Below are 25,633 nucleotides of genomic sequence, written 5' to 3'. Positions count from 1 at the left end.
ATAGTTTTTTACAGCCTGCTTAAAGGCTACATCCCCTACTTCTTCTCTTAAGGCATGCAAAACCCAAGCTCCGCGTTTATAAAAAGTAACACTACTAGATTTAGGGTTTAACAAGGACGTACTATTTCCAGACCTATTTTGGTCCATGAGCTCTTGAGCATATTCGTATAAGCTCCAGTAATAATAATTTTCACCAAAAACATCTCTTTCAGCCAATAAGGCATAATAACTTGCAAACCCCTCTTGCAACCAATGATGCTCGCTACTTTTTGCAGTTACATAATTGCCAAACCACTGATGAGCTAATTCATGTGCATTCACATTTACATAATTTCTATCTACAAATGCTATGGAATCGATTACAAAAGCATCCGAAAAAATGGTTGCACTTGTGTTTTCCATACCTGCATACAAAAAATCGTGCACAGGAATCTGTTTATAATTTTGCCACGGATAAGCCACTCCTATTTCAGCTTCAAGAAAATCGAACATTTGCTTACTGTATCGATAAGTTGGTTCCACTTTTAAGGAATCTTCCGGATAATAATACATTTTCAAAGGAATTCCACTGTTTGACAACTCCTTACGCTTATCATATTTCCCAACCACAACAGCTAGCAGGTAGCTAGACATAGGTGCTTTCATATCATAATGCCAAGTTGTGTTTTCTGCTTCAACCTCTTTACTAACAAGTTTTCCATTGGCTACTACTTCATATTCGCTATTAAAAGTAACTGATAAATCGAATTCTATTTTATCGTTAGTATCATCTAAACTTGGCAACCAGTGACTTGTGTATTTCCCTTGTCCCTGTGTCCAAATTTGCTTTGGAGCCTCAGTGTTCCAGCCTATAAAGTATAAGGTTTGTTTGGGTGTTGCTTTATAATTAAAACTCAGACTATGGGTTTCATCTGCTTTAAATTCAGAGAAAACCACCAGTTTTTTACTATCATTTTTAAACTTAGCTTGCTTACCATTTAACAAAACCTCATCAAAATCCATCGCCATAGCATCTAAATACACAGAATCTACGGCTTGTAGTGTTTTAAACTGATATTGCACCAGACCTAAAACTTGTGCTGAGTCCACCTTAAAACTTATATGTGCCTTTACATGACTAAAGTCTACAGTTTCCGTTTGTTGTGCGAACAGGAAGAAATGAACAAGGCAAACTATAAAACTTAGGACTCTTTTCATCTATTTGAAATTTAAAAATAACATAGGTTGAAGATAACAATCCTACTTCCAATAAAAAAGCACGTTAGCAAATAACGTGCTTAATATTTTTTTAGGATATGATATTCTACTCATTTACAACCGGTTTATCGATTGGCGTATTACTTTTAACTACCCCAAAATCTAAGCTAGTTTCGCTTACCGTAATAATAGACTGAATACTTATCCCATTTCCATTTAGATTCATGGTTTTTGAATTGGCACCCGTGCTTTTGAAAGTTAGAATTCCATTAATAGCTCCTACAGAAGTTTCTCCTGGTGAAAAACGCACATAAATCGGTTGATTTCCAGAGGCTGCATCGGTTTTAGGAATAGAAACACTTTCCAAAAAATTTAGAATCGTCTAAAGACACTTGAAAGTACGCTGAAGCTTCAACCCATAATCGCCACAAACTGTGAGTCAGAAAAACTTAAAACATCGGTATCGCCAAAGGGTAATATTGTTCCAGTAACCTGCAACTCTGGGGTTGGTGTAGATGTATGATTTGACGAATCGTCGCTGCTACAGTAACATAAGGTTAGTACAAGCACTAGCATAGATAGTGCATTGATTTTTGAGGTTAATTTAATTTGGTTTTTGATTAGTTTGGTTATGGCAACAAGATGTAAATTATTAGTATTTTATTCCTTAAACTTGTAATTTAGATTTAGATTTACCAAATAAAAAAAAATCATTTTTAGCGAGTCATGCTACAAACTCCCATAGATTATTTGAAAGGTGTCGGTCCAAATCGCGCAGATTTACTCAGGACGGAATTAGGCGTTCACACCTACCAAGACTTAATTAATCTATTCCCAAACAGGTATTTGGATCGCACTCAGTATTACAAAATACATCAGTTACAACGAAACAATGCCGAAGTGCAGGTCGTGGGTGAAATTATTAGCCTAAAGGAAGTTGCACAAAAAAGGGGAAAACGCTTGGTTGCCACATTTAGAGATGATACAGGCACTATGGAGATGGTTTGGTTTCGAGGACAAAAATGGATTCGCGAAAGCATCAAGCTCAAAAAGCCTTATGTTATTTTCGGTAAAGTAAATTGGTTCAATGGTGTATTTAGCATGCCACATCCAGATATGGAACTTTTGGAAGAGCACGAAAAGAATATTCGTTCTGCCATGCAACCCATTTATCCTTCAACAGAAAAACTAAGTAATAAAGGAATTACAAATCGTGTGATTACCAAAATCATGCAGCAATTATTCATTGAAACCAAAGGTAGATTTCAAGAATCTTTATCTGAAAACATCCTTTCAGAATTAAAATTACTATCAAAATCTGAAGCTGTATTTAACATCCATTTTCCTAAAAATCAAGAGCTGTTATCACGAGCGCAATTCCGATTAAAATTTGAAGAATTATTCTATATTCAACTGCAATTAATACTAAAAAATTTAATCCATAAATCAAAAATAAAAGGCTTACCTTTTACCCAGGTTGGAACCTATTTCAATACATTTTACAAAAACCATTTACCCTTCGAATTAACCAATGCACAGAAACGGGTTTTAAAAGAAATTAGACACGATTTAGGCAGTAACGCCCAAATGAATCGACTTTTACAAGGCGATGTGGGTTCCGGGAAGACCATAGTCGCATTCATGTCTATGTTAATGGCACTTGACAACGGTTATCAAGCATGTCTAATGGCTCCAACTGAAATTTTGTCAGTCCAACACTATAACGGATTACTTGAACTAGCTAATAAATTGAATATCAGAATTAAACTGCTTACAGGTTCAAGTAACACTTCAGAAAGAAAAGAGATTCATGAATCGCTAGAAAGCGGTGAATTAGACATCCTAATCGGCACACATGCCTTGCTAGAAGACAAGGTTAAATTTAAAAATTTAGGTCTTGCAATAATCGATGAACAACACCGATTTGGAGTTGAACAAAGAAGCAAATTATGGAAGAAAGGTCCTAAGGAAATTCAACAAAAAAACGACGGGGATTTTGAGGAGATAAAACGAGTCATTCCTCCACACATTTTAGTGATGACAGCAACCCCAATTCCAAGAACTTTAGCCATGTCTGTTTATGGTGATTTAGACATTTCCGTTATCGACGAATTACCCCCAGGAAGACAAGCTATAAAAACAGTTCATCGCTATGACAAAAATAGATTAAAAGTATTCGGGTTTATAAGAGATGAAATTAAAAAAGGGCGACAGGTTTATATCGTGTACCCATTAATCCAAGAAAGTGAAAAAATGGATTATAAAGATTTAATGGATGGCTACGAAAGTGTTTCTAGAGACTTTCCTCCTCCTAATTTTCAAATTTCCATTGTTCATGGAAAAATGAAACCTGCGGACAAGGATTACGAAATGCAACGTTTTATTAAAGGTGAAACCAACATCATGGTTGCAACCACTGTTATTGAAGTTGGGGTAAACGTACCGAATGCTTCAGTTATGATTATAGAAAGTGCTGAGCGCTTTGGATTATCACAATTACACCAATTACGAGGACGTGTTGGTCGTGGTGCCGAACAAAGTTATTGCATCCTCATGACCAGCCATAAATTAAGTAGTGACAGTAAAAAACGCATCGAAACCATGACCAGAACAAACGATGGTTTTGAAATTGCTGAGGTAGATTTAAACTTACGCGGTCCTGGCGACCTTATGGGAACCCAACAAAGCGGGGTTTTAAACCTTAAGATTGCCGATTTAATAAAAGATAAGGATATTTTACAATCCGCTAGATACTACGCTAAAAAGGTGCTTAGTAGCGATCCTACTTTAAAAGCTGTAGAAAACAAAACCATTCTTTACACCTACCAACAAGTAAGCAAATACAAGAACATCTGGAATTATATAAGCTAAGAATATATTTCCACTCCATTAAGTTTTCAACTATAAATGTTTTAAATTAGGTTCAATTCAGATATAATAATTGCTATTAATTCCTTATTATTATGTCATCATATTATTCATATAAAATATTTATAAATCGTGAACATCCTAATCAAAAACGGTCTCTTTTTTTCAGGAGATCGAAACACTTCAGCAACCATACAAGATATTTTAATTGATAGCCATGGTAGGATTATGGAAATTGGTTCCATCGCTCCTTCACAATATGATCCTGTAGAAATAATTGACGCTGAAGGCTTGTGGGTTGTTCCTGGGTTTATAGATTCACATACCCATTATGACGCAGAAGTCATTGCTTCCCCAGGACTTAAAGAATCTGCACGACATGGTGTGACTTCCATTGTCCTTGGAAGTTGTTCTGTTTCCTCTGTCTACAATTCTCCAGAAGACACTTCAGACTCTTTTACGCGTGTTGAAGCCATTCCTAGAGAGGTAATGTTACCGTTATTAGAAAAAGAAAAAACATGGACCACGCCAAAAGAATGGAAAGCTTATATTAATAAATTACCCTTAGGGATTAATGTCGCTTCCTTTATTGGCCATTCGGATATTCGAATGAAAGTTATGGGAATAAACAGATCCTTAACCGAAGGAGAATCGGCTTCAAAAGAAGAGGAACACATAATGGCACACATGTTAAACGATGCCTTAGACGAAGGTTTTATAGGCTTATCTACGATGGATAACCCTTGGGATAAAATGGATGGCGACAGGTATTGGTCGCATAAAACACCTTCCTTCTACTCCTCTTGGAAGGAACGAAAAAGTCTTATTGACATTTTACGAAAAAGAGATGCCATTTTACAAGGAGCTCCAAATCTAGTAACGCGCTATAATGCCTTAAACTATATGTTTGCGAGCACTGGAATTTTTAGAAAACCTTTAAAAACCACTATGATTGCCATGATGGATTTAATTGGCGACAGATACATTTATCCCATACTAGCCTTTGCTACAAGATCTATTAATCTATTGGGAAACGCCAATTTTAGAATGCAATCGCCACCTTGTCCATTTACCGTGTACTACGATGGCGTAGATTCGGTGATGTTTGAAGAGTTTCCTAGTGGTGAAGCTCTTAGGCACCTTGCAAAAGAATTAGATACAAGAGATGAGCTTATAAAAAACCAAGAGTTTCGAGATAATTTTAAGAAGGAAATCAAGAATAAATTTGCTCCAAAGGTATGGCATAAGGATTTAAGCAAAACAACCATTATAGCTTGCCCCGATGAAAGTATGATTGGGAAAAACTTCTATCAATTAGCTGAAGAAAAAAGAATGCATCCAGTTGATTTATTTTTAGACACGATTATCCAATACGATAAACAGATAAGATGGACCACGACCATAGCCAACGATAGGCCAAATAAATACAAAAGGCTATATAATTTCCCGTACAACTTAATTAGTTTTTCAGATGCAGGAGCACACTTAAACAATATGGCTTTTTATAATTTCCCTTTAAAAATGATGAAAATAGTTCAGGAATCTATTGAAAAAGGCCAACCCATCATGACCATGGAGCAATGTGTTTGGCGACTTACAAAAGAACAAGGAGACTGGTTTCATATAGATTGCGGGCATCTTGCAGTAGGCAAACTTGCTGACTTAGTCCTTATCAATCCTAAAAATTTTCATAACATTACAGAAGATGTTGAAATTGGCATTATTAAAGAGTTTGGAAATCACGAAAGACTTGTCAACAGGAATAAAGGTGTCGTTTCACGAGTAATGGTTGGAGGCAAAACTATTTTTGAAAATGATGAGTTTGTTGAAGGTTATGGCAGCACTAACAAATATGGACGTTTTTTAGAAAAAATGGTTTAAAGACTATTCTTTCAACAACCCATTAACAAATTCTTCAAACTCACTCGTAAACTCTGTATACTTCTCACCTGTAGCGGGTCCATTAAATCCGGTATGTATTTTACGCACTGCACCGTTTTTATCAATAAAAATAGTTGTTGGATAGCTCAATACCTGATTTAACATTGGGAGTTTTTCTTGCGCAGACACTTTGCTAGAACTACCGTATTGCGCTAATAATATAGGATATTCAATATTCAACCTATCTTTTAATCTTTTTATGTTTGCAAAGGCCTTTTCTTCGGTTTTCGTGTATTCGAAAGCCAGACCGATAATTTCAAAATCTTTGTCTTTGTTATTTTTATAAAACTCAGTAAAATACTTACTCTCATCCAAGCAATTTGGACACCAAGTACCCATAATTTGTACTAATACTACTTTGTTTTTAAACCGTTCGTCTTCCAATGAAACCATTTTTCCACTTTCGTCTGGGAAAGAAAAAGCCAATTTGTCAAAACCCTCCTTTAGAAAGGTTAAATTGTTCGCGTCAGGTAATTCGAAGTCATCGTTACGTTTCGCCACAAAAGGCTCCTTATAATGGTTCCCTGAGTAGAACATCCCTTGCATACTACTATCTGTAAGCGTTGTCATAAACAAATAGGCATGAGCTCCATCGAAAGTGGAAAGTTTTAATTGATTACCATCAACAACTCCTTCCAAATATCTGTAATCGCCAGTCTTCGTTCTAAAAGTTCCTGTTACTTTATTTTCCACCTGCTCAAAAACACCTTTAGCTATATAATTATCAGATTCTGAATCTGGACTAAACATGGTTTCCCAATTTCCTGAGATATTTACTTCTGGTTGTTTGTTCACTTCAAAACGGTTGAGTTTTCCAAAAACAGCTTTAAACGGAACGGTACGATTTAAATCGTCCTTAATATAATTTCCTTCCAAACCTGTTTCAGTCATTTTTGCTGCTATATAGCTTTCAAAAACTGGTGGCTTTATAAAAACAGAGTCCTTTCTATAAATAATCTCATCCACTTCAATCACTTCATCAGCATTAAAAATTTGAAGCCTCTCTTTACTTAAAACTTCAAAAACAAAAGGCATGTCTAAGCTATCGTTTACTTTTAAAAGCGCTTGATAGGTTCCCGGTTTTAAAGTTTTTAATTGTTCTGTTTCAGATTTACAAGAAACCAAAGAAATTAAGATTAGTATTAAGCTTATTTGTCGCATGTGGTTTGGGATGTTTATTAAAACAAAAAAAGCGACCATTTGGTCGCTTCATTTCTATTTATTTTATCTTCGGAGTAAATATGGGAAGCAACTGAGTTGAGACTTCACCAAAACCAATTCTGGTGCCATCTTTTTCGCAGTGTCCACGCATAATAACCGTATCGTAGTCGTTTATAAATTTACGCTCTGTTCCGTCATTTAAAGTAATTGGTTTTTCGCCTCTCCACGTTAACTCCAACATAGAACCGTAAGAATCTGGTGTTGGTCCTGAAATAGTTCCGGACCCCATCATATCACCTGAATTTACCGGACAACCATTAACCGTATGATGCGCCAATTGTTGCGCCATATTCCAATACATATATTTAAAATTAGACTTACTTACAACCGTTTCTTTGGCTGTTTTTGGCTTAATGGCTACTTCTAATTTAATATCGTAACTTTTATCTCCCTTATATTGTAAATAAGGTAATTGTGGCTTTAATGGTTTTGGACCTGCAACGCGGTAAGGTTCCAAAGCATCTAAAGTAACAATCCATGGTGAAATAGACGATGCAAAACTTTTCGCTAAAAATGGACCTAATGGCACATATTCCCATTTTTGGATATCTCTAGCCGACCAGTCGTTAAACAACACCAAACCAAAAATATACTCTTCTGCTTCATCAATAGGAATAGGTTCTCCTAAATCGTTTGCCGCAGTTGTAATAAAAGCCATTTCAAGTTCGAAATCTACTAATCTTGAAGGTCCAAAAACTGGTGTCTCGCTACCTGCAGGCAGGGTTTGACCTTGAGGTCTATGAATAGGAATTCCTGAAGGAATAATAGAGCTACTTCTTCCATGATATCCTACAGGAATATGCAACCAGTTTGGCATTAAGGCATTTTCCGGATCACGAAACATTGTCCCCACGTTAGTAGCATGTTCTATACTTGAGTAAAAATCGGTATAATCTCCAATATGAACCGGTAATTGCATTTCTATTTCGTCTAAGCGAAACAGAACAATTTCCTTATGCTTCAGGTTATTTTTTAATTCATCATTTTCAGCGTCAAAAATATCTGCAATCCTATTTCTTACTAAGCGCCAGGTTTTTCTACCATCTGCGATAAAATCGTTTAAGGTGTCTTGTAAGAAGATATCATCAGTCAAAGGAATTCCCTCAAAATAACCTAATTGATGTAAAGCTCCTAAGTCGATAGCCGTATCCCCAATTCGCGTTCCGATGGTAATAATATCGTCTCGTGTTAGGAATACACCAAAAGGAATGTTCTGTATTGGAAAATCCGAGTTTTTATCTACATGTAACCACGATTTTCTATCTGGATCGTTAGCTGATAATGACATAACCATTGTGTATATTTTTATATTATTAAAAATCTATTCAAACCTACATAACTTTTTATTTTTATACTAATAATAAAGAAAAAATGTAGTTTCTCTCGATTCTCTAAAGAAATCTTAAAAGCGAAGTAAATATATGTTTTTTGATGAATTAAACTAATCTATTTGTTATTTTTGACATGATTTTAACGATAACAAGATTTTCATCAAAACCCATTGGGGATTTATTGAAATAAAAAACTATTAAAATGATGCAACGCGACGAACAAATCTTCGAATTAATCGAAGCTGAAAAACACAGACAACTGGAAGGTCTTGAATTGATTGCTTCCGAGAACTTTGTAAGCAACCAAGTAATGGAAGCTGCTGGCTCTGTTTTAACCAACAAGTATGCCGAAGGGTATCCTGGAAAACGTTATTATGGTGGTTGTGAAGTTGTGGATGAAGTAGAACAACTTGCCATAGACAGAGCAAAAACCTTATTTAATGCTGAGTATGTTAACGTACAACCTCATTCTGGAAGCCAAGCAAATACAGCTGTTTTTGCTGCTTGTTTAAAACCTGGAGATAAAATTCTTGGTTTCGACTTATCTCATGGCGGACATTTAACCCATGGGTCTCCCGTGAATTTTTCAGGAAAATTATACAATCCTGTATTTTACGGTGTTAATAAAGAAACAGGCTTAATTGATTACGATCATGTGGCTGAAATGGCTTTAAAAGAAAAGCCAAAATTAATTATTGCAGGAGCTTCTGCCTACTCGAGAGATATGGATTTCAAACGCTTTAGAGAAATTGCTGATAGCGTGGGTGCTTTGCTAATGGCAGATATTGCTCATCCTGCTGGATTTATTGCTAAAGGTATTTTAAGCGATCCGCTACCTCATTGTCATGTTGTAACTACTACTACCCACAAAACTTTACGTGGTCCAAGAGGAGGAATGATTATGATGGGACAGGATTTTGATAATCCGTTTGGTTTGAAACTTAAAAACGGAAGTTTACGTAAAATGTCATCTTTATTGGATTCTGCCGTATTCCCTGGTAACCAAGGTGGACCATTAGAGCATATTATTGCTGCTAAGGCTATTGCTTTTGGTGAAGCTTTAACGGATGAGTATTTACATTATATGCTGCAAGTGAAAAAGAATGCCGAAGCTATGGCTCAAGCTTTCGTAAAAAGAGATTACCATATTATTTCTGGCGGTACAGACAATCACATGATGTTAATTGACTTAAGAAATAAAAATATTACAGGTAAAGATGCTGAGCAAGCTTTAGTTAAAGCCGATATTACTGTAAACAAAAACATGGTTCCATTTGACGATAAATCGCCGTTTGTAACTTCTGGAATTAGAATTGGAACTCCAGCGATTACAACTAGAGGTTTAAAAGAAAAAGACATGGAGGGCATTGTAGCTTTAATTGACGAAGCGCTTATGAATTATCAAAATGAGGAAAAACTAGAAGCTATTGCCGGAAAGGTTAATGCTATGATGAGTGACTTTCCTTTATTCGCATAAGTTTAAAAACTTCATATAAAATAAAAAACCTGCTAATAAAGCAGGTTTTTTTTATGTTTAATTTTTAGAGTGTTATTAAAATGTAATATGCTGATAAGCTCCAGCATCCGGAGAATTGGTTCTACTTACATTTAAAATATCGTTTGGTACTTGATTGGCATAAACTGGATTTCCTAAACCATTTGCGTTAGACTCCTCACCTATTATCATTTGGTTCTTATCGCTGTCTTTAAAATCAGGATTTTGATTTAAAATATTCCCTTCATACAATGCCGAATCGTTGAAATTGTAGTTAGGGCCAGTAAAATTATTGTTATTATCCTGAAACCTCATCAAGTTGTTTGTAAACTTAAAATTGAAAACCACGCCAGGATCAGCTATTTCATCCAAAATAAACTCTATACTATCGTTTCCATATATAATGCAATTACTAAAATTTGCTTCAGTTAAATCGGCTAAATAGGCTACGTTATCTGCGTCTAACAGAAAATTATTAACCAATAAGGTTGGAAACTGTCTAAAGCTATTTCTCCAATAGTTGGCAAGCGTACTATGAGTTACATTGTATTTCCCTCCAAAAGTAGCAGCGAAACTACTTTGTCCGGAGTTATTAATTACTAAGTTTTCAGCTAAAATTGAAGTTCTTCTTCCTAATATTCCGAAGTTACTAGAATTATAAATTTTTGAATTAGTGATGGTCAATTTGTTGTTTACTTCATTTGGATTTCCTTCACATAAAATACCAACAGCTCCATTTTTAATAGTTGCATAATTGATGTTGTTATTTATACTACCATCAAGCAACCAAATGGTTCCCCATTGTCCTGGAATATCAGAAAACCCAGGTTCTAGTCTGTCACCTTCAAAAATCACTTCATTTTCCAACAAGTCCTGATCGGAACTTAAGGCGCCATTTACCTGTAGACTAGCACCTTCAGCCACTAAAATTCCTGAATTGGCATGAAAATGTACTCGTGCTCCAGCATCAATAGTCAAGGTTTCATTATTTGGAACGGCCGCATAACCGTAAATTACATAAGGTTTTTGATTTGTAAAGTTCAATTCGGTTGGTAACAAATAACGTCCTTGAATATCTGTTTCAATTAGCTCTCCTCCTATATTTATGGTCAAGGTTTCAACAACTCCAGTCGTATTATCTTTATCCGGATAAATAAAAATAGCATCTTTTACCAGGGTTACTAATTCCACAGATTGCAGGTTCGAGCCTGAATCGAATTCTATTTTATCGGTATATAAAAATTCACCATTAGTATTTGGTAAATTATTAATGTCAATCGTAGATTCTATAAAAACGTACATGCTATCTTTTGCCAGAATTTCGACATTTTCGAACACTTTTCCAGGCATGCCATCTACATTTAACCGATAGTTTGAATTTTCTCCTAGAGCCAATTTAAGTGAAGGAATACTAATATCGTTACTGCTTCTATTATATACCTTAAGGTTGTAGGTACTTGATCCTATATTAGTAAATACTGTATCTAAATACACTGTATCCTTTGAAAACTCCAAGTTTCCTGAACTTGGTCCGAAATCCAAATCCTTTCTACAAGAACTGCTAAAAACTAAAATGCTTAAACAAAGAATAAGATAAAAGGTTTGCTTCATTTTTTAATGATCATTTATTAATAGTGCATCACGTACTTGGTAAAAATATAACTTTTGAATTGATGATTTTGTATGAAAACGTGATTTTAGCAAAATATTTTAAAAACCTCATCCGTAATTCTTGCTGGTTTTAAAGTCTTTGAACTTATAAAACACCAAGTTGTTTCAGATTTAGCTAGAAGTTTATTGGTCGTATTATTAATAATTTCAACCACTCGTTTACATGTTACACCTTCAGATTTTGTAATATAGGTTTTCAGTTTAATAGCATCCCCAAATACGGCTGGACGCTTATACTCTATAAAATGAGTTAGCATTACCCAAAAATAGGCGTCTCTTATTTCTTCGGGAGCAAAAGTAACCCAATGTTCTTTAGCAACATCCTGAACCCATTGCACATAACGCACATTATTTACATGGTTTAGGTCGTCTAAATCATCATGTTTAACCGTTAAAAAGCTCTCGTAAGTTTTCAAAATTAATTTTCTATTATTTCTACTTCAAACAGTTTGTCCCAACGTTTACCTGTTATAAAGAAGGTTTTAGTATCTGGATTATAAGCAATTCCATTTAACACATCAAGTTTAGGATGTTGAGTAACTTTTTTTCTTAAAGGTGTAAAATCGATTACCCCTTCAACCGCTCCATTTTTAGGATTTATTATAGCTACGCCATTTTTGTTGTAACGGTTGGCATAAATTTTACCATTAACCCATTCTAGCTCGTTTAACTCAACTACTTTTCCTTTATTGTGATACGCCTGAATAAAACTTACTTCGGTTAAGGTTTCTGGATCAAGAGTCCATATTTTTTCAGTTCCATCCGTTTTATAGAGCATTTTACCATCATTACATATTCCCCAACCTTCTTTACTGTTGCCATATTTAAAACTCCCTGTTCTTTCAAAGGTATTTAGGTCGTAAACCAGTCCCGTTCCGCTTCTCCATGTTAGCTGATAAATTTTATCATTTAAAATGGTTAAACCTTCGCCAAAATACTCATCGATTAAATTGATGTTTTTTAAAACTTCTCCCGTTTTATAATCTACTTTTCTAAGTTTAGATTCTCCATATTGCCCCGTACTTTCATACAATTGGCCATTAAAAAACTCTAAGCCTTGCGTATATGAAGTAATATCGTGTGGGTATTCGTTTATAATTTTATATGAATACACTTTTGGAGTTTGATTGTTTAGAATCGTTATTTTTTGTGAGATAGTTTCAACAGTCCCACCAATATTAAGATTGGCCTCAACCAAATGTTCACCTAACCTAAATTCATTTAAGTCTACCTGATCGGTAACTGGTTTTCCATCAATTTTGAATTCTACAGAAGCAACCTCGTGGTTTTTTGGATTAGAAATCCCCAATTTAAGGGTTTCATTTACGGTTATAGCCTGCCCTTCTGCATTCGTTTTAATAGAAATATCATTTTTTTTCTGTGCAGAATTAGTTCCACATGAGAGCAAAAAACCTCCTAAAAATATGATTATAAGATATTTGAATGTTTTCATGATTACATTATAATTTTGAGCCAAGTTATTTATTAAATTTCAGTTTAAAAAATCCTTGCAATAAAATTAAAAGATTGTATCTTTGCACGAGGCAAGTCCTACACAACTAGCTCCTGTTGAATCCTCCAGGGCGGGAACGCAGCAAAGGTAAATGGTCGTAGCAGTGTGATGTAGGTAACTTGCCTTTTTTTTGTGACTTTCCGTAAGCCTATTTTAAGAAAAGGAATTAAAATAATAAAGATTTGAAAGCTCCGGTTTTCAAATCTTTTTCTTTTTACCGCTACTATTTGCAATTCATTCTTAATTTTACAATTTTAATACACTTTTATCTATATGTCTAAAATTGTTTTGATTACTGGCGGGTCTTCAGGAATAGGAAAATCTGTTGGCGAATTTCTAATCCAAAAGGGATTTATTGTATACGGAACGAGTAGATCTCCGGAAAAATATTCTGACAGTAAATTTCCTATCGTTGCTCTAGACGTTACTAAAAAAGACTCTATTTCAGGTGCTATCTCTTATGTTCTTTCTAAAGAAGGCCATATAGATGTTTTGATTAATAATGCAGGAGTTGGTATTACCGGGCCTATTGAAGAAATTCCGGAATCTGAAATTAAAAACAACTTCGAAACTAACTTATTTGGTCCTATTAACGTCATTAAGGCAGTATTACCTAGCATGCGTTCCCATGGGTCCGGACTAATTATCAATGTTACTTCCATTGCTGGCTATATGGGTTTACCTTATCGAGGAATTTATAGCGCTAGTAAAGGCGCCCTTGAATTAGTTACTGAAGCTTTTAGAATGGAGTTAAAGGACTTCAATATACAGATGACTAATGTAGCCCCAGGAGATTTTGCCACTAATATTGCATCAGGTCGATACCATGCTCCTATTTTAGAGGCTTCACCTTATAAAACGCCCTATGGCAACACCCTAAAGCTCATGGATACGCATGTTGATGAAGGAAAAGACCCATTATTAATGGCTAAGGCAATCTTTAATATAATTAATACGCCTAAGCCTAAGATTCATTATAAAATAGGTGAATTCATGCAAAAGTTTTCTATTGTTCTAAAAAGAATTCTACCTGACAAGACTTACGAGAGGCTTTTATTAAAGCATTATAAGTTATAAAATAAAATTCGAGCAATTAACCTAGTTAAAGAATAAACTAGCTCTTGATTTAGCAACAGATTTTTGCTAAGTAATACGAGGACTAAAACATTATAAATTGTAATTTTGCATAACCGAAGTTTCGGAATAAACACAACGCAATTCTCTTAAAAAAGAATTTAAAAACAATTATTTATGAAATTTTTTATTGATACTGCCAATTTAGACCAAATTAAAGAAGCCCAAGATTTAGGTGTACTTGATGGCGTTACAACAAACCCTTCATTAATGGCAAAAGAAGGTATTACTGGACATGACAACATTTTAAAACACTATGTAGACATTTGTAATATTGTTGATGGAGATGTAAGTGCTGAAGTTATTTCAACAGATTTTGAGGGTATGGTTCGTGAAGGAGAAGCCTTAGCAGAACTACACGAACAGATTGTTGTAAAACTACCTATGATTAAAGACGGCATTAAAGCTTGTAAATATTTTTCTGATAAAGGAATTAAAACGAATGTTACTTTAGTGTTTTCTCCAGGTCAAGCTTTATTAGCTGCAAAGGCAGGTGCAACTTATGTTTCGCCATTTATTGGTAGACTTGATGATATTTCCACTGATGGCTTGAACCTTATTGGCGAAATCAGACACATCTATGATAACTACGGATTTGAAACTGAAATTTTAGCGGCTTCCGTACGCCATACTATGCACATTATAGATTGTGCTAAGTTAGGAGCTGATGTTATGACTGGTCCATTAAGCGCTATTGAAGGCCTTTTAAAACACCCTTTAACAGATATTGGATTAGCTAAGTTTTTAGAAGATTATAAAAAAGGAAACTAACTGTTACCCTTTAAAAAAAACTTAAAGCCCCAATTTTATATTGGGGCTTTTTTTATTGATTTATAATACCTAACAGTTCTTCTTCAAAATTAATAGAGAACATGTTGGCATGGGAATTTTCTATTACTCCTTTTTTATTTAAAATAATTACTTTGTTAATTGGGAAAATGGCCAAGGTTTGCTTTGCCTCTTTTGGATCTTTAAAAAGGTATTCACTAGATGTTTCAAAACGATACCTTTCTAAAGTTTTTTTCCACAAATCCACATTATCATTATTAGCATTTATTCCAATAAACCTAACCTCTGGATACTTTTCCTTTAGCTCGGTTACTTTTTTATGGCATTCTTCTACGTGCATTGCTGTAGCCTGAGACCAAAAGAAAATAACCGTAGGTTTATTATTTTTTACCATCGAGCTTAAGTCCATTTCGTTGTTAAGGACATCAATTACCTCAACACTTGGTAGCGGATTTCCTGGTTTTAAACTTATTAGAGCATTTACAAGGTTACTTACATACTCTTTATGATTCGCATTGCTGCTCTTAGCTAGAAATGACTCTAATATTTTGTTGTAAGTATCCACATCCTTATTATTACTAACAAACTCAATTACCGCACTAATCAACAAGGAGTTTTTAATGTTTTCATTTGTCATTAAACTATCTATTAACTGTAATCTAGTTAAACTATAGTCGGTAGACCTTTTATCGTAAACACTATCATTAGAATGCTTAAAGTGTTCAGATAGTGCTAAGTTTTCAAAGTGATGTTTTAAAAATGAAGAATATGGGAAATAGTCCACTAAGCTCTCATCATTATAATCTATGTTATCTCTATAGCTATAAAAATCTTCATGCAAAGCTTCAAAATTATCTCGCTCGTTTTTAGTATAGTTAATAAACGGATAGATTTCTTTGCTCAAGTAGTAATCGTAATTAATATTAGTTTCAGCCAATTGGTTAAACAACTTCGAGGTTCTTTGTTTCGAAATAAACACACGCAATTTATTTAACTTAAAGTCCTTAATAGAATCTAACTTTTGTTCAAAGGCTTTCGGAGTTAGATGGCTAAACCCCAAAACAATTTTATCCTCTACTTCTCCATCTAAGTATAAATTAATTAAGTAATTGTTCTTCTTTGCTCCATTACCAGTAAAAACCAAGGACTCATCGAACTCCATTGTATTTAGCCTGAGCATAAGGCTATCGTTAGGTTCAAGTAATACCATTTGAATTTCACCGCCATGCGAAAACGTATATAAGCCTGGGTTTAGTTCTTCAATTTTATAATGAAATCTGTTCTTTACATCCAGTGGCACTGTGTCAATAACAGCGTTTCCCTTAAGCAACACGACATAGTTATTGGAAGGATTTATTATTTCACCACCTAGATAGGCTATATCACCTTCGTTCTGCTTGGCATCTTTTTTACAAGACACAAAAGTCAACATAAGAAATAATAAAAAGTAAAGATGCTTCATAACTCTGTTTAAGATAATTAGTTTCATTTGGACCAAAGACAAAAATAAAAGTTGCAAGCTACATCTGCTGTTAATTCACTGTTAAATATTAATAAGATTGCTTTTGTTTTAGGTTGTTGATGCTTTTGACTATTTTTGCAAAAAATTAAATTATACGCTTATTATGTTATCAGTTTCTAATCTATCCGTTCAATTTGGAAAACGTGTTCTTTTCGACGATGTGAATACGACCTTTAATCAAGGAAATTGCTACGGAATTATTGGTGCCAATGGTGCTGGAAAATCTACTTTTTTAAAGATTTTATCAGGAAAACAGGAACCTACATCTGGTCACGTCCATTTGGAGGCTGGAAAACGTATGTCTGTTTTAGAACAAGACCATAATTTATACGACGAACATACTGTTTTAGAAACGGTTTTAATGGGAAACAAGCCCTTATTTAAATTGAAATCGGAAATAGATGCATTATACGCTGATTATACAGACGAAAATGCTGATAAGATTGGTGAATTACAAGTGCAGTTTGAAGAAATGAATGGTTGGAATGCCGATAGCGATGCTGCCGCCATGTTATCTAACTTAGGAATTACAGAAGACTTACACTACACCCTAATGAAAGATGTAGATGGGAAACAAAAAGTACGAGTACTTTTAGCTCAAGCGCTTTTTGGGAACCCTGATGTATTGATTATGGATGAGCCTACCAACGACTTGGATTATGAAACCATTTCGTGGTTAGAAAACTTTTTGGCGAACTACGAAAACTGTGTTATAGTAGTTTCTCACGACAGACACTTTTTAGATGCTGTTTGTACCCACATTTCAGATATTGATTTTGGAAAAATTACCCACTTTTCAGGAAACTATACTTTCTGGTACGAGTCGTCTCAATTAGCTGCAAGACAACACGCACAACAAAATAAAAAGGCTGAAGAAAAGAAAAAGGAATTAGAAGAATTTATTAGACGATTTTCTGCGAACGTTGCAAAAAGTAAACAAGCAACCAGTAGAAAGAAAATGATTGAAAAATTAAATATTGCCGATATAAAGCGTTCTAGTCGTAGATATCCTGCCATTATTTTTGAAAGAGAAAGAGAGGCTGGAGATCAAATTTTAAATATAGAAAACCTATCTGCATCTATTGACGGTGAAATTCTATTTACTAAATTAGATTTGAATTTAGTAAAAGGAGATAAAGTTGTTTTATTTTCTAAAGACTCGAGAGCTACTACAGCCCTATACGAAATCTTAAATGGGAAAATGAAGGCTGATTCTGGAGTTTTCGATTGGGGAATAACCACCTTACAATCGTATTTACCTTTAGATAACAGCGAGTTTTTTGAAAATGATTTAACCCTAGTCGATTGGTTACGCCAATGGGCAAAAACCGAAGAAGAGCGTGAAGAGGTTCATATTCGTGGTTTTTTAGGGAAAATGATTTTTAGTGGTGAAGAAGCATTAAAAAAAGCGAACGTCCTTTCTGGAGGTGAAAAAGTTAGATGTATGCTTAGTAGAATGATGATGGCAAGAGCTAATGTGTTAATGTTAGATGAGCCAACAAACCACTTAGACTTAGAGAGTATTACTACATTTAACAACTCGTTGAAAAACTTTAAAGGAACCGTATTATTTTCAACACACGATCATGAATTTGCGCAAACAGTAGCAAACAGGGTTGTAGAGTTAACTCCAAATGGTGTAATAGATAGATATACTACCTTTGACGAGTATATGCAAGATCCAAAAATAAAAGAGTTACGTAGTAAAATGTATGGCGTAACCGTTTAAAAATTAAGTAAACAGTCGCAATTTACGGGTTAATTCCTAAAAATTGCGACTGTTTTTTTTTAAATATTAAGGCTGCAACTCGGACGTTACGCTTTCTACAATTTGCACTGCAGCGTCGAGTTCTTCCTCATTAACAAATATTTCTTGGTAGCCAGGTACCGAAGCTCCAAAACCTGCAAGTCTTCCTGACTCGGTTTCATCTTTTACAATAGGACTTATCCCTACTGCTTTTAGTTTATCAACTATAAGTTGAACAATAATAAATCCACCTGTATAAATTTTTATAAAACTAGATTCCATAATATATCGGGTTTACGTGTGTTTCTTAAAGATACAAAATAACCCGCTCATTATAGGTTTAGAGAGCCTAAATAGCCTCTATTTAAAAATAACAGGAAATACTCAAATTGTAAAATTATATGAGTATATTTGTTATATTATTAAATTATTTAAATTATTACAATGAGTAAAGGAACAGTAAAGTTTTTCAATGATTCAAAAGGATTTGGATTTATTGTTGAAGACGACACAAACAAAGAGCATTTTGTTCACATTTCTGGGTTAATCGACGAAATTCGTGAAGGTGATGCAGTAGAATTCGATTTACAAGAAGGTAGAAAAGGATTGAACGCAGTAAATGTTAAAGTATTATAATATTTTAGATTTATTGAAAAAAATAAAAGCTCTGTTCATCAGAGCTTTTTTATTTTTAAAAGGTTCCTATAAAACCTATTTGATTTCCTGAAACAGCAAAGTTCCAGTTTATTTGTTTGTTTCTTTTATAAGCATACCCCTCCTGGTTAGACAGAAACTTATCAATGCTATCTACTACAACAATACTAATAACAGTTCCTACAGCTACATCGGTAAGCCAATGTGCACCTTCTAATACTCTTGTTACCGGCGTTATAGATCCTAAAGTATAGGTTCCAATTTTCAACCAAATATTATCAAATTGCTTAGCTATAGCATGCGCCATGGTTACAGATAAAACTGTGTGTCCTGAAGGAAAGGAGTGGTGAAATGATTCACTAGAAAATGGATGAAATTCATTGCTTCCTTCGTTTGCTGTAGGACGTGAACGCCCAATAGCAGTTTTGCTAATTGATTGAATAATCCCTGAGGTAATAGCAGATGAAACAATTAACACACTAGTTTTTCTTACGGCTTCGTTCTTTGTAAACAAGCCATACCCGTAAAGCCCAGTATTAATCACAAAGAAAGCTTGAGGCTTACCAAACCAAAAACCGATATCTCTTCCTATTTGAGGAAAACCTTCTACCTGTTTTGCTGCATAACGATTTACTTCTTCGTCTGCTAATGAAAGGGCAAAAACACCTACTGCTATTGTAGTTAAATTTTTAAAGTCTTTTTTATCCCAATATACTGGACGAGTAAAAGCATGACCAACACCTTGAACAATATTTTTTGTATCATATTTCAATAAATCCCAAGTTGCTGTGCTATCCTTTTCAGAAAAACTTAATTCATTTTGCCCGCAGATAGACAAACTGCAAAGGGCTATAAAAAAATATAATACACGTTTCATACTTAACGTAATTCAGCACCTAGTTCCTTTTCAAAACTAGACTGTAATTTGTTCATAACCTTATCTATTTGCTTATCTGTCAAGGTTTTGTGTTCATCTTGAAACGTAAAACTTACAGCATAGCTCTTTTTTCCTTGAGGTAAGCTATCACCTTGAAATACATCAAATAAATTTACATCTTTAAGAAGATTCTTTTCTGTGTTAATAGCAATTCTATTAATATCTTCAAACAACACTTTATCGTCTAACAATAAAGCAAAATCTCTCTTAATCTCTGGATACTTAGGAATACTACGGTAACTAACTTTATTTGTGTTCTTAACCAATTCAATAACTGTATCCCAATTAAAATCGGCAAACAACACATCTTGAGAAATTCCAAAGTATTTTAAATTAGATTTTTTAACTAATCCAAATTCAACCACTTGCTTCTTCCCTATTGAAAACATTAATCCTTCGCTAAACACATCGCTATTAAAGGGTGACTCTGTAACATTTGATAAACCTAAGCGTTGCAACAAACTAAGTACCACGCCTTTTAAATAGAAAAAATCGGTTGGTTTAGACTCTGTATTCCATCTATCAACATGTTTACTACCTGTTACAAATAAAGATAAATGCTTACTTTCTTCTCTGTTCTCCTTGTAATTGTGGTAGGTTTTTCCAAACTCAAATAGTTTTAATCGGTCTCTTTTTCGGTTGATATTATGACTAACATTTTCCAATCCAGAAAATAAAACTGATTGTCTTAAAACACTTAAATCGTGGCTTAAAGGGTTTATTATTTTTACTTCATACTCTTCCTTTAGTTGCTCACTTAGTTTTGTGTATTCCGGACTTGTTAAAGAGTTTGTTAGGGTTTCATAAAAACCTTGAGCTACTAATTGGTTTCCTATAATATTTTGTAATTTATAGTCTTCAAATCTAGACGTATTTGTAATGGACGCATTTAGTTTTGATGAAGTTACAATATTATTATAACCATATACTCTTATTATTTCCTCTATAATATCAGCTTCGCGAATTACGTCGTTTCTGTAAGCAGGAACGGTTAAACCTAAACCTGTTTCTGTTACGTTATTAATTTTAATATCTAATGAAATTAAAATATTCTTAATTGTGTCTTCAGGCAGATCTTGCCCTATTAACCTTCTAGCATTTTCATAACTTAAGCGTACTTGGAAGTCTTCAATCTTTTTAGGATAAAAATCAGAAATTTCACTTGTTATTACCCCTCCAGCAACCTCTTGTATTAGCAATGCGGCTCTTTTTAGGGCATATTCAGTAATATTTGGATCGATACCTCTTTCAAACCTAAAGGATGCATCTGTGTTTAAGTGATGTCTTTTAGCTGTTTTTCTAACACTTACCGGGTTGAAATAAGCACTTTCTAAAAAGATACTTGTAGTTGAAGAAGTTACTCCTGAATCCATTCCTCCAAAAACTCCGGCAAAACACATTGGGATATCGCCATTGCAAATCATTAAATCTTCTTCATGCAGTTCACGTTCCACACCATCCAAGGTAGTGAATTTTGTTCCTTTTTCTAAGGTCTTAACTTCAATTTTATTCCCAGTTATTTTAGAAGCATCAAAAGCATGCAGAGGTTGCCCTAGCTCGTGCAACACATAATTTGTAATATCTACAATATTGTTTTTTGGTGTAATTCCAATAGCTTTTAGTCTGTTTTGCAACCAAGTAGGTGAATCTTCGACCTTTAATCCTGAAATGGTCAATCCACAATATCTTGGTGCTAACTTTTTGTCTTTAACTTCTACGTCAATTCTATGGGTTCTATTTTCCACATGGAAGGCACTAACAGAGGGCGTAATTAGTTCTAAACATATATCTTTTTGAAGCAAACCAGCTCTTATATCTCTTGCTGTTCCAAAATGGCTCATAGCGTCTGCTCTATTCGGTGTTAGACCAATTTCAAACACATGGTCATTTTCTACTTCAAAAATATCAGCAAGCAGAGTTCCTACCTCTAGCGATTCATCTAAAACCATAATTCCCTCGTGAGATTTTCCAAGGCCAAGTTCATCTTCGGCGCAAATCATACCATAACTTTCCTCACCCCTAATCTTACCTTTTTTTATGGTCCAAGCTTCACCTTCTTCCGTATACAAGGTCGTACCTATAGTAGCCACAGGAACCTTTTGACCAGCTTCTACATTTGGAGCACCACAAACTATTTGCAAGGGTTGATCTAAACCAACATTTACAGTAGTTACTTTTAATCTATCGGCATTTGGATGTTGTACACAAGTTAAAACCTCTCCAACTACTATTCCTTCTAAGCCACCTTTAACTGATTGATATGGACTAAGTCCTTCAACCTCCAAACCTAAGTCTGTTAATAGTTCACTAAGTTCTTCAGGAGACCAAGTAGTTTTAATAAATTGTTTTAACCAATTGTAAGAAATCTTCATGTTTGCTTTTTATTTAAGACGGCAAAGATAAAATATTGCGTTCAGCATTCAAACAATGCGCTTAAAATTGTAGCTAATAAATAGCTTAAAACTAAAAAACAATTAGATTTGTAAAATCAACGCCCTGAAATGTGATGCTTACTTTTAAATATTTTACCGTATTGCATTTACAAAATATCTTTATTTAAGCTGATTTACATGAAAAACATCCTATTTTCCATTTTATTCTTTCTTCTCGCATTAGGTGTTTCAAGCCAAGAAATTTTCACAGAACAAACAAAAGAATTTTTAGACAAAAACGTCTATTTATCTAATATTGAAAAAGAAAAGTTTTATCTCCACACAAACAAAACTATTTATTATTCTGGCGAAAAGATCTGGTTTAAAGCTTATATAGTTGAAGACTCTAATAACAAACCCCATCCAAGTACTAACAATTTATTTGTAAATTTTTATTCCCCTGAAAAAAAATTGATAAGCAGTCAACTTTTTTACACTGAAGCTGGTTTCACTTATGGTGAAATAGATATCAATGCAGAATTGGTTTCAGGAACCTATTATATAGATTTAGACACAAACAAAAACAGGAATTTTAAAAATGGCTCTGTTATTCCTATTCAAATTATAAGCACTTCTAATAAAGAAAACAATGAGAGTAGTGTTTCCATAGCTTCTAACAATCATCCATCTACAGAAAATACGAAAGACCATTATATCATTGATTTTTACCCAGAGAGTCAAACTGTTTTGCAAGATGAGTTAAACAACATAGCCTTCACTATAAAAAATAATGGAGTTCCTGTAAAAGCTTCAGGGAATATAATAGACAATAAAACTGGAGAAACCGTTTCGTTTTTTATGAGCGATATTTATGGGATGGGAAAAATTAGCTTAATGTACAATAGCACATTCACTGCTGTAATGAATATTAATGGCATTGAAAAATCATTCCCGCTTCCATTCTCGAATTCTTTAGGATTTATCATTCAGAAAAAATTACGCTCTAATAATAAAAACACAACTTCTTTCCTTTTAAAAACCAACAATAAAACCTGTTCTCATTTTAAAAACGAGTCTTTAATTTTGGTTTTACATAGAAATGGATTCGCAAAATCAGTTGCTTCAATTGAAATTAAACCAGAGGTCACCAATTATCAAATTAACTTTTTAAATGAGAACTTGTTTTCTGGAATTAACACCTTAACCCTATTTGATAAAAACAACAACCCTATTTCAGAATATTCTTTTTGGAACACTCCTGAAAATATAGAAATAGATGTGATTCCACATGAAACTTCCACGGACTCTATAACTCTTAATTTTAACATGCTTAATAAGTTGGCTGATGCTAATTTAAGCATATCTGTATTACCTGCTGCTGCTATATCTTACAACAACCAGCAAAACATTATAACCGAATTTCAATTAGCCCCCTACTTAAACGATTCGGGATTTAACCTAGCGAACTATTATACTAAAACAAACGGCAACAAACATAGCATGGATTTATTACTCCAAACAGCTATGAAAAAAAATAATATACAAGGAAAAATTAAGTCTGAAAACGATTTAGTTTTCAAAGCAGAACATGGTATAAAAATTAAAGGATCTGTAAATGTTAAAGACAAAGATTTATCTAATCATCAAGTGATGTTGTCATCAACAGAAAACAATATTCTTCTTATAAAACCTTTAAAGGGCCATAAACAATTTGAATTTGATAGTTTGATGTTAGCTCATCCTTCCAAATACAAGTTAGCTCTTTTAAATAATAAAGGTGAAATTGAAAAAGCCAACTTTTACATTTATAAAAGCTTCAACACCTATCGGCCGGATAGCTTACTTACTAAACCCACTCCTATTTACGACAAAGCAAAATTTGAAACAGTTTACAACATAGAAGACGCTTATCTCCCATTATTACTAAATGAAGAGATCTTGGACGAGGTTTTAATCAAATCGAGAATAGCATCGGATAAAGAAATCATGAAATCGAGAATTGAAGAAAAGATAAGGTCTAAAGGATTCTCGAAAATTCATATTCCAGATGAAAGAACTTTTGCTGGTTCAGACCTAGTTTTCTATTTACGATCACTTCCAGGACTAAAAGTTATACAAGATAGTCGTTCTGTCACAATTATGTCATCTAGAGGTCCAGGAGCTGGCTCGCTTAAAAGTGGCGGGCAACAAGATCCATATCTTGTTTATTTAGACGACATTCCCTTAAATGACCATTCCGAATTACTAAACATTCAAATGCACGACATAGCTTCGGTGGCCGTAAATCCTACTGGAGCAGGTTACGGTATCCAAGGTGCAGGTGGTGTAATTCATATTATTTCCAAAACAGCTGAAATAACGAAAGGTACAGGAGAAAATAAAAACCCAAATATACAAGTTAGTGATACAGAGTTTGGATTTAGTTCCCCTACTGAACCCTTTAATAATTCTGACATTTATTACCCTAATCAATCTTCAGAAGAACTATATGGCACTATTGATTGGATTCCTAATTTTTATTTAAACTCCAACACACCTAATTATCTTACCATTAGCACAAAAAAACATCAAAACATCAAATTATTTATTAATGGTATGAATGCCAAGGGACAATTAATTTACAAAAGTGTTACCATTGATGCAGAGTCTAACTAAGTTATAAAACTAACTCTTCTAAATTTAAATTATTAATAGCGCCATGTGAGGCATGAGCAAGCACGACTCCATTTTTAATAATTAATAATTGAGGAGACTCGTGCATGACTTGAAATTTATATCCAGTTTCGTTAGATACGTCTCTATAATTCAATAAATCCAAGAAATACAGATCAACATCTGATTCAGACAAATCATAAGCCTGAGTAAACTGTCTTAAAACCATTTTGCTAATTCCACAGCGTGTCGAGTGTTTAAAAATAGCCTGAGTTTTGGTTTTAGATTTTTCTTCAATATCACCTAATTGAGCAACGCTTGTTAAAGCAATCCATGGCAACACTTTATCTTCCTTTTCTTCAGAAGAACTTCCAAATATTTTATTAAAAATTCCCATAATAAACACAATTTAAATTCCCAAAAACCTGTTGTTAATACTCAGACTAGGGAATAAGATTAATAAATTAGACTAGTGAGTCGAAACTATATTAATTATCTTACAAACTGACTAAATGACTTGAAAACACTAGCCTTAACAGACATTTTGTCTTGCTAATTGAATTGGTAAGGTAATTGAAATATGCTCATC

At 34.0% G+C, this 25,633-nt stretch carries 20 protein-coding genes and 1 other RNA gene; 9 read left to right on the top strand and 12 right to left on the bottom strand.

Annotated features, from left to right (window positions below; translation table 11 throughout):
• A partial coding sequence (locus VKY41_RS10365; RefSeq protein ID WP_500814379.1) for a M1 family metallopeptidase occupies nt 1–1,197 on the bottom strand: 1,197 nt, incomplete at its 3' end.
• 106 nt (nt 1,198–1,303) lie between these two features.
• Nucleotides 1,304–1,564: a hypothetical protein gene (locus VKY41_RS10360; RefSeq protein ID WP_500814378.1), complete on the bottom strand. Its 261-nt coding sequence runs from the start codon at nt 1,562–1,564 to the stop codon at nt 1,304–1,306.
• A 359-nt stretch (nt 1,565–1,923) separates the two neighbouring features.
• Between VKY41_RS10360 and recG the strand changes: the two genes are divergently transcribed.
• Nucleotides 1,924–4,068, top strand: a complete 2,145-nt coding sequence (recG, locus tag VKY41_RS10355; protein WP_500814377.1) for an ATP-dependent DNA helicase RecG — start codon at nt 1,924–1,926, stop codon at nt 4,066–4,068.
• Between the two features lie 129 nt (nt 4,069–4,197).
• Nucleotides 4,198–5,946: an N-acyl-D-amino-acid deacylase family protein gene (locus tag VKY41_RS10350; RefSeq protein WP_500814376.1), complete on the top strand. Its 1,749-nt coding sequence runs from the start codon at nt 4,198–4,200 to the stop codon at nt 5,944–5,946.
• 3 nt (nt 5,947–5,949) lie between these two features.
• Here the strand turns inward: VKY41_RS10350 and VKY41_RS10345 are convergent, their stop codons facing one another.
• Complete coding sequence (locus VKY41_RS10345; RefSeq protein WP_500814375.1) at nt 5,950–7,167, bottom strand: peroxiredoxin family protein; 1,218 nt, start codon at nt 7,165–7,167, stop codon at nt 5,950–5,952.
• Between the two features lie 58 nt (nt 7,168–7,225).
• A complete protein-coding gene (fahA, locus tag VKY41_RS10340; protein ID WP_500814374.1) occupies nt 7,226–8,515 on the bottom strand; it encodes a fumarylacetoacetase in 1,290 nt (429 codons plus the stop codon).
• A 248-nt stretch (nt 8,516–8,763) separates the two neighbouring features.
• On the opposite strand from fahA, the gene glyA reads away from it, so the two are divergent.
• Complete coding sequence (gene glyA / locus VKY41_RS10335; RefSeq protein ID WP_500814382.1) at nt 8,764–10,035, top strand: serine hydroxymethyltransferase; 1,272 nt, start codon at nt 8,764–8,766, stop codon at nt 10,033–10,035.
• 75 nt (nt 10,036–10,110) lie between these two features.
• Here the strand turns inward: glyA and VKY41_RS10330 are convergent, their stop codons facing one another.
• The 3 genes from VKY41_RS10330 to VKY41_RS10320 form a co-directional block, all read right to left on the bottom strand.
• Nucleotides 10,111–11,664, bottom strand: a complete 1,554-nt coding sequence (locus tag VKY41_RS10330) for a hypothetical protein (protein ID WP_500814373.1) — start codon at nt 11,662–11,664, stop codon at nt 10,111–10,113.
• A gap of 86 nt (nt 11,665–11,750) precedes the next feature.
• Nucleotides 11,751–12,140: an acyl-CoA thioesterase gene (locus tag VKY41_RS10325; RefSeq protein ID WP_500814372.1), complete on the bottom strand. Its 390-nt coding sequence runs from the start codon at nt 12,138–12,140 to the stop codon at nt 11,751–11,753.
• Nucleotides 12,141–12,142: 2 nt separating this feature from the next.
• Complete coding sequence (locus tag VKY41_RS10320; protein ID WP_500814371.1) at nt 12,143–13,177, bottom strand: glutaminyl-peptide cyclotransferase; 1,035 nt, start codon at nt 13,175–13,177, stop codon at nt 12,143–12,145.
• An 89-nt stretch (nt 13,178–13,266) separates the two neighbouring features.
• Between VKY41_RS10320 and ffs the strand changes: the two genes are divergently transcribed.
• The 3 genes from ffs to fsa all read left to right on the top strand — a co-directional run bounded on the left by ffs (nt 13,267) and on the right by fsa (nt 15,142).
• Nucleotides 13,267–13,365, top strand: an RNA gene (gene ffs, locus VKY41_RS10315) — signal recognition particle sRNA small type.
• A gap of 145 nt (nt 13,366–13,510) precedes the next feature.
• The gene (locus VKY41_RS10310) at nt 13,511–14,314 is read left to right on the top strand and encodes an SDR family oxidoreductase (protein WP_500814370.1); all 804 of its coding nucleotides are present in this window, start codon (nt 13,511–13,513) and stop codon (nt 14,312–14,314) included.
• A 174-nt stretch (nt 14,315–14,488) separates the two neighbouring features.
• Entirely contained in the window at nt 14,489–15,142 is a 654-nt protein-coding gene (gene fsa / locus VKY41_RS10305) for a fructose-6-phosphate aldolase (RefSeq protein ID WP_500814369.1), read from the top strand.
• A 52-nt stretch (nt 15,143–15,194) separates the two neighbouring features.
• On the opposite strand, the gene VKY41_RS10300 is transcribed toward fsa, so the two are convergent.
• Nucleotides 15,195–16,622: a TlpA family protein disulfide reductase gene (locus VKY41_RS10300; protein WP_500814368.1), complete on the bottom strand. Its 1,428-nt coding sequence runs from the start codon at nt 16,620–16,622 to the stop codon at nt 15,195–15,197.
• A 163-nt stretch (nt 16,623–16,785) separates the two neighbouring features.
• Here VKY41_RS10300 and VKY41_RS10295 point away from each other — a divergent pair, with 163 nt between their 5' ends.
• Nucleotides 16,786–18,411: an ABC-F family ATP-binding cassette domain-containing protein gene (locus tag VKY41_RS10295; RefSeq protein ID WP_500814367.1), complete on the top strand. Its 1,626-nt coding sequence runs from the start codon at nt 16,786–16,788 to the stop codon at nt 18,409–18,411.
• A gap of 66 nt (nt 18,412–18,477) precedes the next feature.
• Here VKY41_RS10295 and VKY41_RS10290 read toward each other — a convergent pair whose 3' ends face one another.
• The gene (locus VKY41_RS10290; protein ID WP_500814366.1) at nt 18,478–18,711 is read right to left on the bottom strand and encodes a putative signal transducing protein; all 234 of its coding nucleotides are present in this window, start codon (nt 18,709–18,711) and stop codon (nt 18,478–18,480) included.
• 162 nt (nt 18,712–18,873) lie between these two features.
• On the opposite strand from VKY41_RS10290, the gene VKY41_RS10285 reads away from it, so the two are divergent.
• Nucleotides 18,874–19,065 carry a cold-shock protein gene (locus VKY41_RS10285; protein WP_324311552.1) on the top strand — a complete coding sequence of 64 codons (192 nt, stop codon included), beginning with the start codon at nt 18,874–18,876 and terminating at the stop codon, nt 19,063–19,065.
• Between the two features lie 55 nt (nt 19,066–19,120).
• On the opposite strand, the gene VKY41_RS10280 is transcribed toward VKY41_RS10285, so the two are convergent.
• Both VKY41_RS10280 and pheT read right to left on the bottom strand, forming a co-directional pair.
• Complete coding sequence (locus VKY41_RS10280; protein WP_500814365.1) at nt 19,121–19,960, bottom strand: phosphatase PAP2 family protein; 840 nt, start codon at nt 19,958–19,960, stop codon at nt 19,121–19,123.
• Nucleotides 19,961–19,962: 2 nt separating this feature from the next.
• Nucleotides 19,963–22,392 (bottom strand): phenylalanine--tRNA ligase subunit beta, encoded by a 2,430-nt coding sequence (pheT, locus tag VKY41_RS10275; protein WP_500814364.1) that lies wholly within the window; start codon nt 22,390–22,392, stop codon nt 19,963–19,965.
• A gap of 198 nt (nt 22,393–22,590) precedes the next feature.
• On the opposite strand from pheT, the gene VKY41_RS10270 reads away from it, so the two are divergent.
• Entirely contained in the window at nt 22,591–25,047 is a 2,457-nt protein-coding gene (locus VKY41_RS10270; protein ID WP_500814363.1) for a hypothetical protein, read from the top strand.
• Nucleotide 25,048: 1 nt separating this feature from the next.
• Here the strand turns inward: VKY41_RS10270 and ytxJ are convergent, their stop codons facing one another.
• On the bottom strand, nt 25,049–25,441 hold the full coding sequence (gene ytxJ, locus VKY41_RS10265) for a bacillithiol system redox-active protein YtxJ (RefSeq protein WP_500814362.1): 393 nt from the start codon (nt 25,439–25,441) through the stop codon (nt 25,049–25,051).
• Nucleotides 25,442–25,633: the final 192 nt, after the last annotated feature.

This window comes from Xanthomarina sp., assembly GCF_035306605.1.
In the GTDB taxonomy this organism is placed as follows: Bacteria; Bacteroidota; Bacteroidia; order Flavobacteriales; family Flavobacteriaceae; genus Xanthomarina.
The sequence above is the reverse complement of the archived record's forward strand: the minus strand, read 5'-3'. Positions and strand labels throughout refer to the sequence as shown.

Excerpts from the sequence above, each read along its gene's own strand:
- ytxJ (WP_500814362.1), bottom strand. The coding sequence starts at position 25,441 with ATGGGAATTTTTAATAAAATATTTGGAAGTTCTTCTGAAGAAAAGGAA.
- pheT (WP_500814364.1), bottom strand. The coding sequence starts at position 22,392 with ATGAAGATTTCTTACAATTGGTTAAAACAATTTATTAAAACTACTTGG.
- fsa (WP_500814369.1), top strand. The coding sequence starts at position 14,489 with ATGAAATTTTTTATTGATACTGCCAATTTAGACCAAATTAAAGAAGCC.
- VKY41_RS10345 (WP_500814375.1), bottom strand. The coding sequence starts at position 7,167 with ATGCGACAAATAAGCTTAATACTAATCTTAATTTCTTTGGTTTCTTGT.
- VKY41_RS10290 (WP_500814366.1), bottom strand. The coding sequence starts at position 18,711 with ATGGAATCTAGTTTTATAAAAATTTATACAGGTGGATTTATTATTGTT.
- VKY41_RS10330 (WP_500814373.1), bottom strand. The coding sequence starts at position 11,664 with ATGAAGCAAACCTTTTATCTTATTCTTTGTTTAAGCATTTTAGTTTTT.
- VKY41_RS10295 (WP_500814367.1), top strand. The coding sequence starts at position 16,786 with ATGTTATCAGTTTCTAATCTATCCGTTCAATTTGGAAAACGTGTTCTT.
- VKY41_RS10270 (WP_500814363.1), top strand. The coding sequence starts at position 22,591 with ATGAAAAACATCCTATTTTCCATTTTATTCTTTCTTCTCGCATTAGGT.
- recG (WP_500814377.1), top strand. The coding sequence starts at position 1,924 with ATGCTACAAACTCCCATAGATTATTTGAAAGGTGTCGGTCCAAATCGC.
- VKY41_RS10280 (WP_500814365.1), bottom strand. The coding sequence starts at position 19,960 with ATGAAACGTGTATTATATTTTTTTATAGCCCTTTGCAGTTTGTCTATC.
- VKY41_RS10300 (WP_500814368.1), bottom strand. The coding sequence starts at position 16,622 with ATGAAGCATCTTTACTTTTTATTATTTCTTATGTTGACTTTTGTGTCT.
- VKY41_RS10310 (WP_500814370.1), top strand. The coding sequence starts at position 13,511 with ATGTCTAAAATTGTTTTGATTACTGGCGGGTCTTCAGGAATAGGAAAA.
- VKY41_RS10285 (WP_324311552.1), top strand. The coding sequence starts at position 18,874 with ATGAGTAAAGGAACAGTAAAGTTTTTCAATGATTCAAAAGGATTTGGA.
- fahA (WP_500814374.1), bottom strand. The coding sequence starts at position 8,515 with ATGTCATTATCAGCTAACGATCCAGATAGAAAATCGTGGTTACATGTA.
- VKY41_RS10320 (WP_500814371.1), bottom strand. The coding sequence starts at position 13,177 with ATGAAAACATTCAAATATCTTATAATCATATTTTTAGGAGGTTTTTTG.
- glyA (WP_500814382.1), top strand. The coding sequence starts at position 8,764 with ATGCAACGCGACGAACAAATCTTCGAATTAATCGAAGCTGAAAAACAC.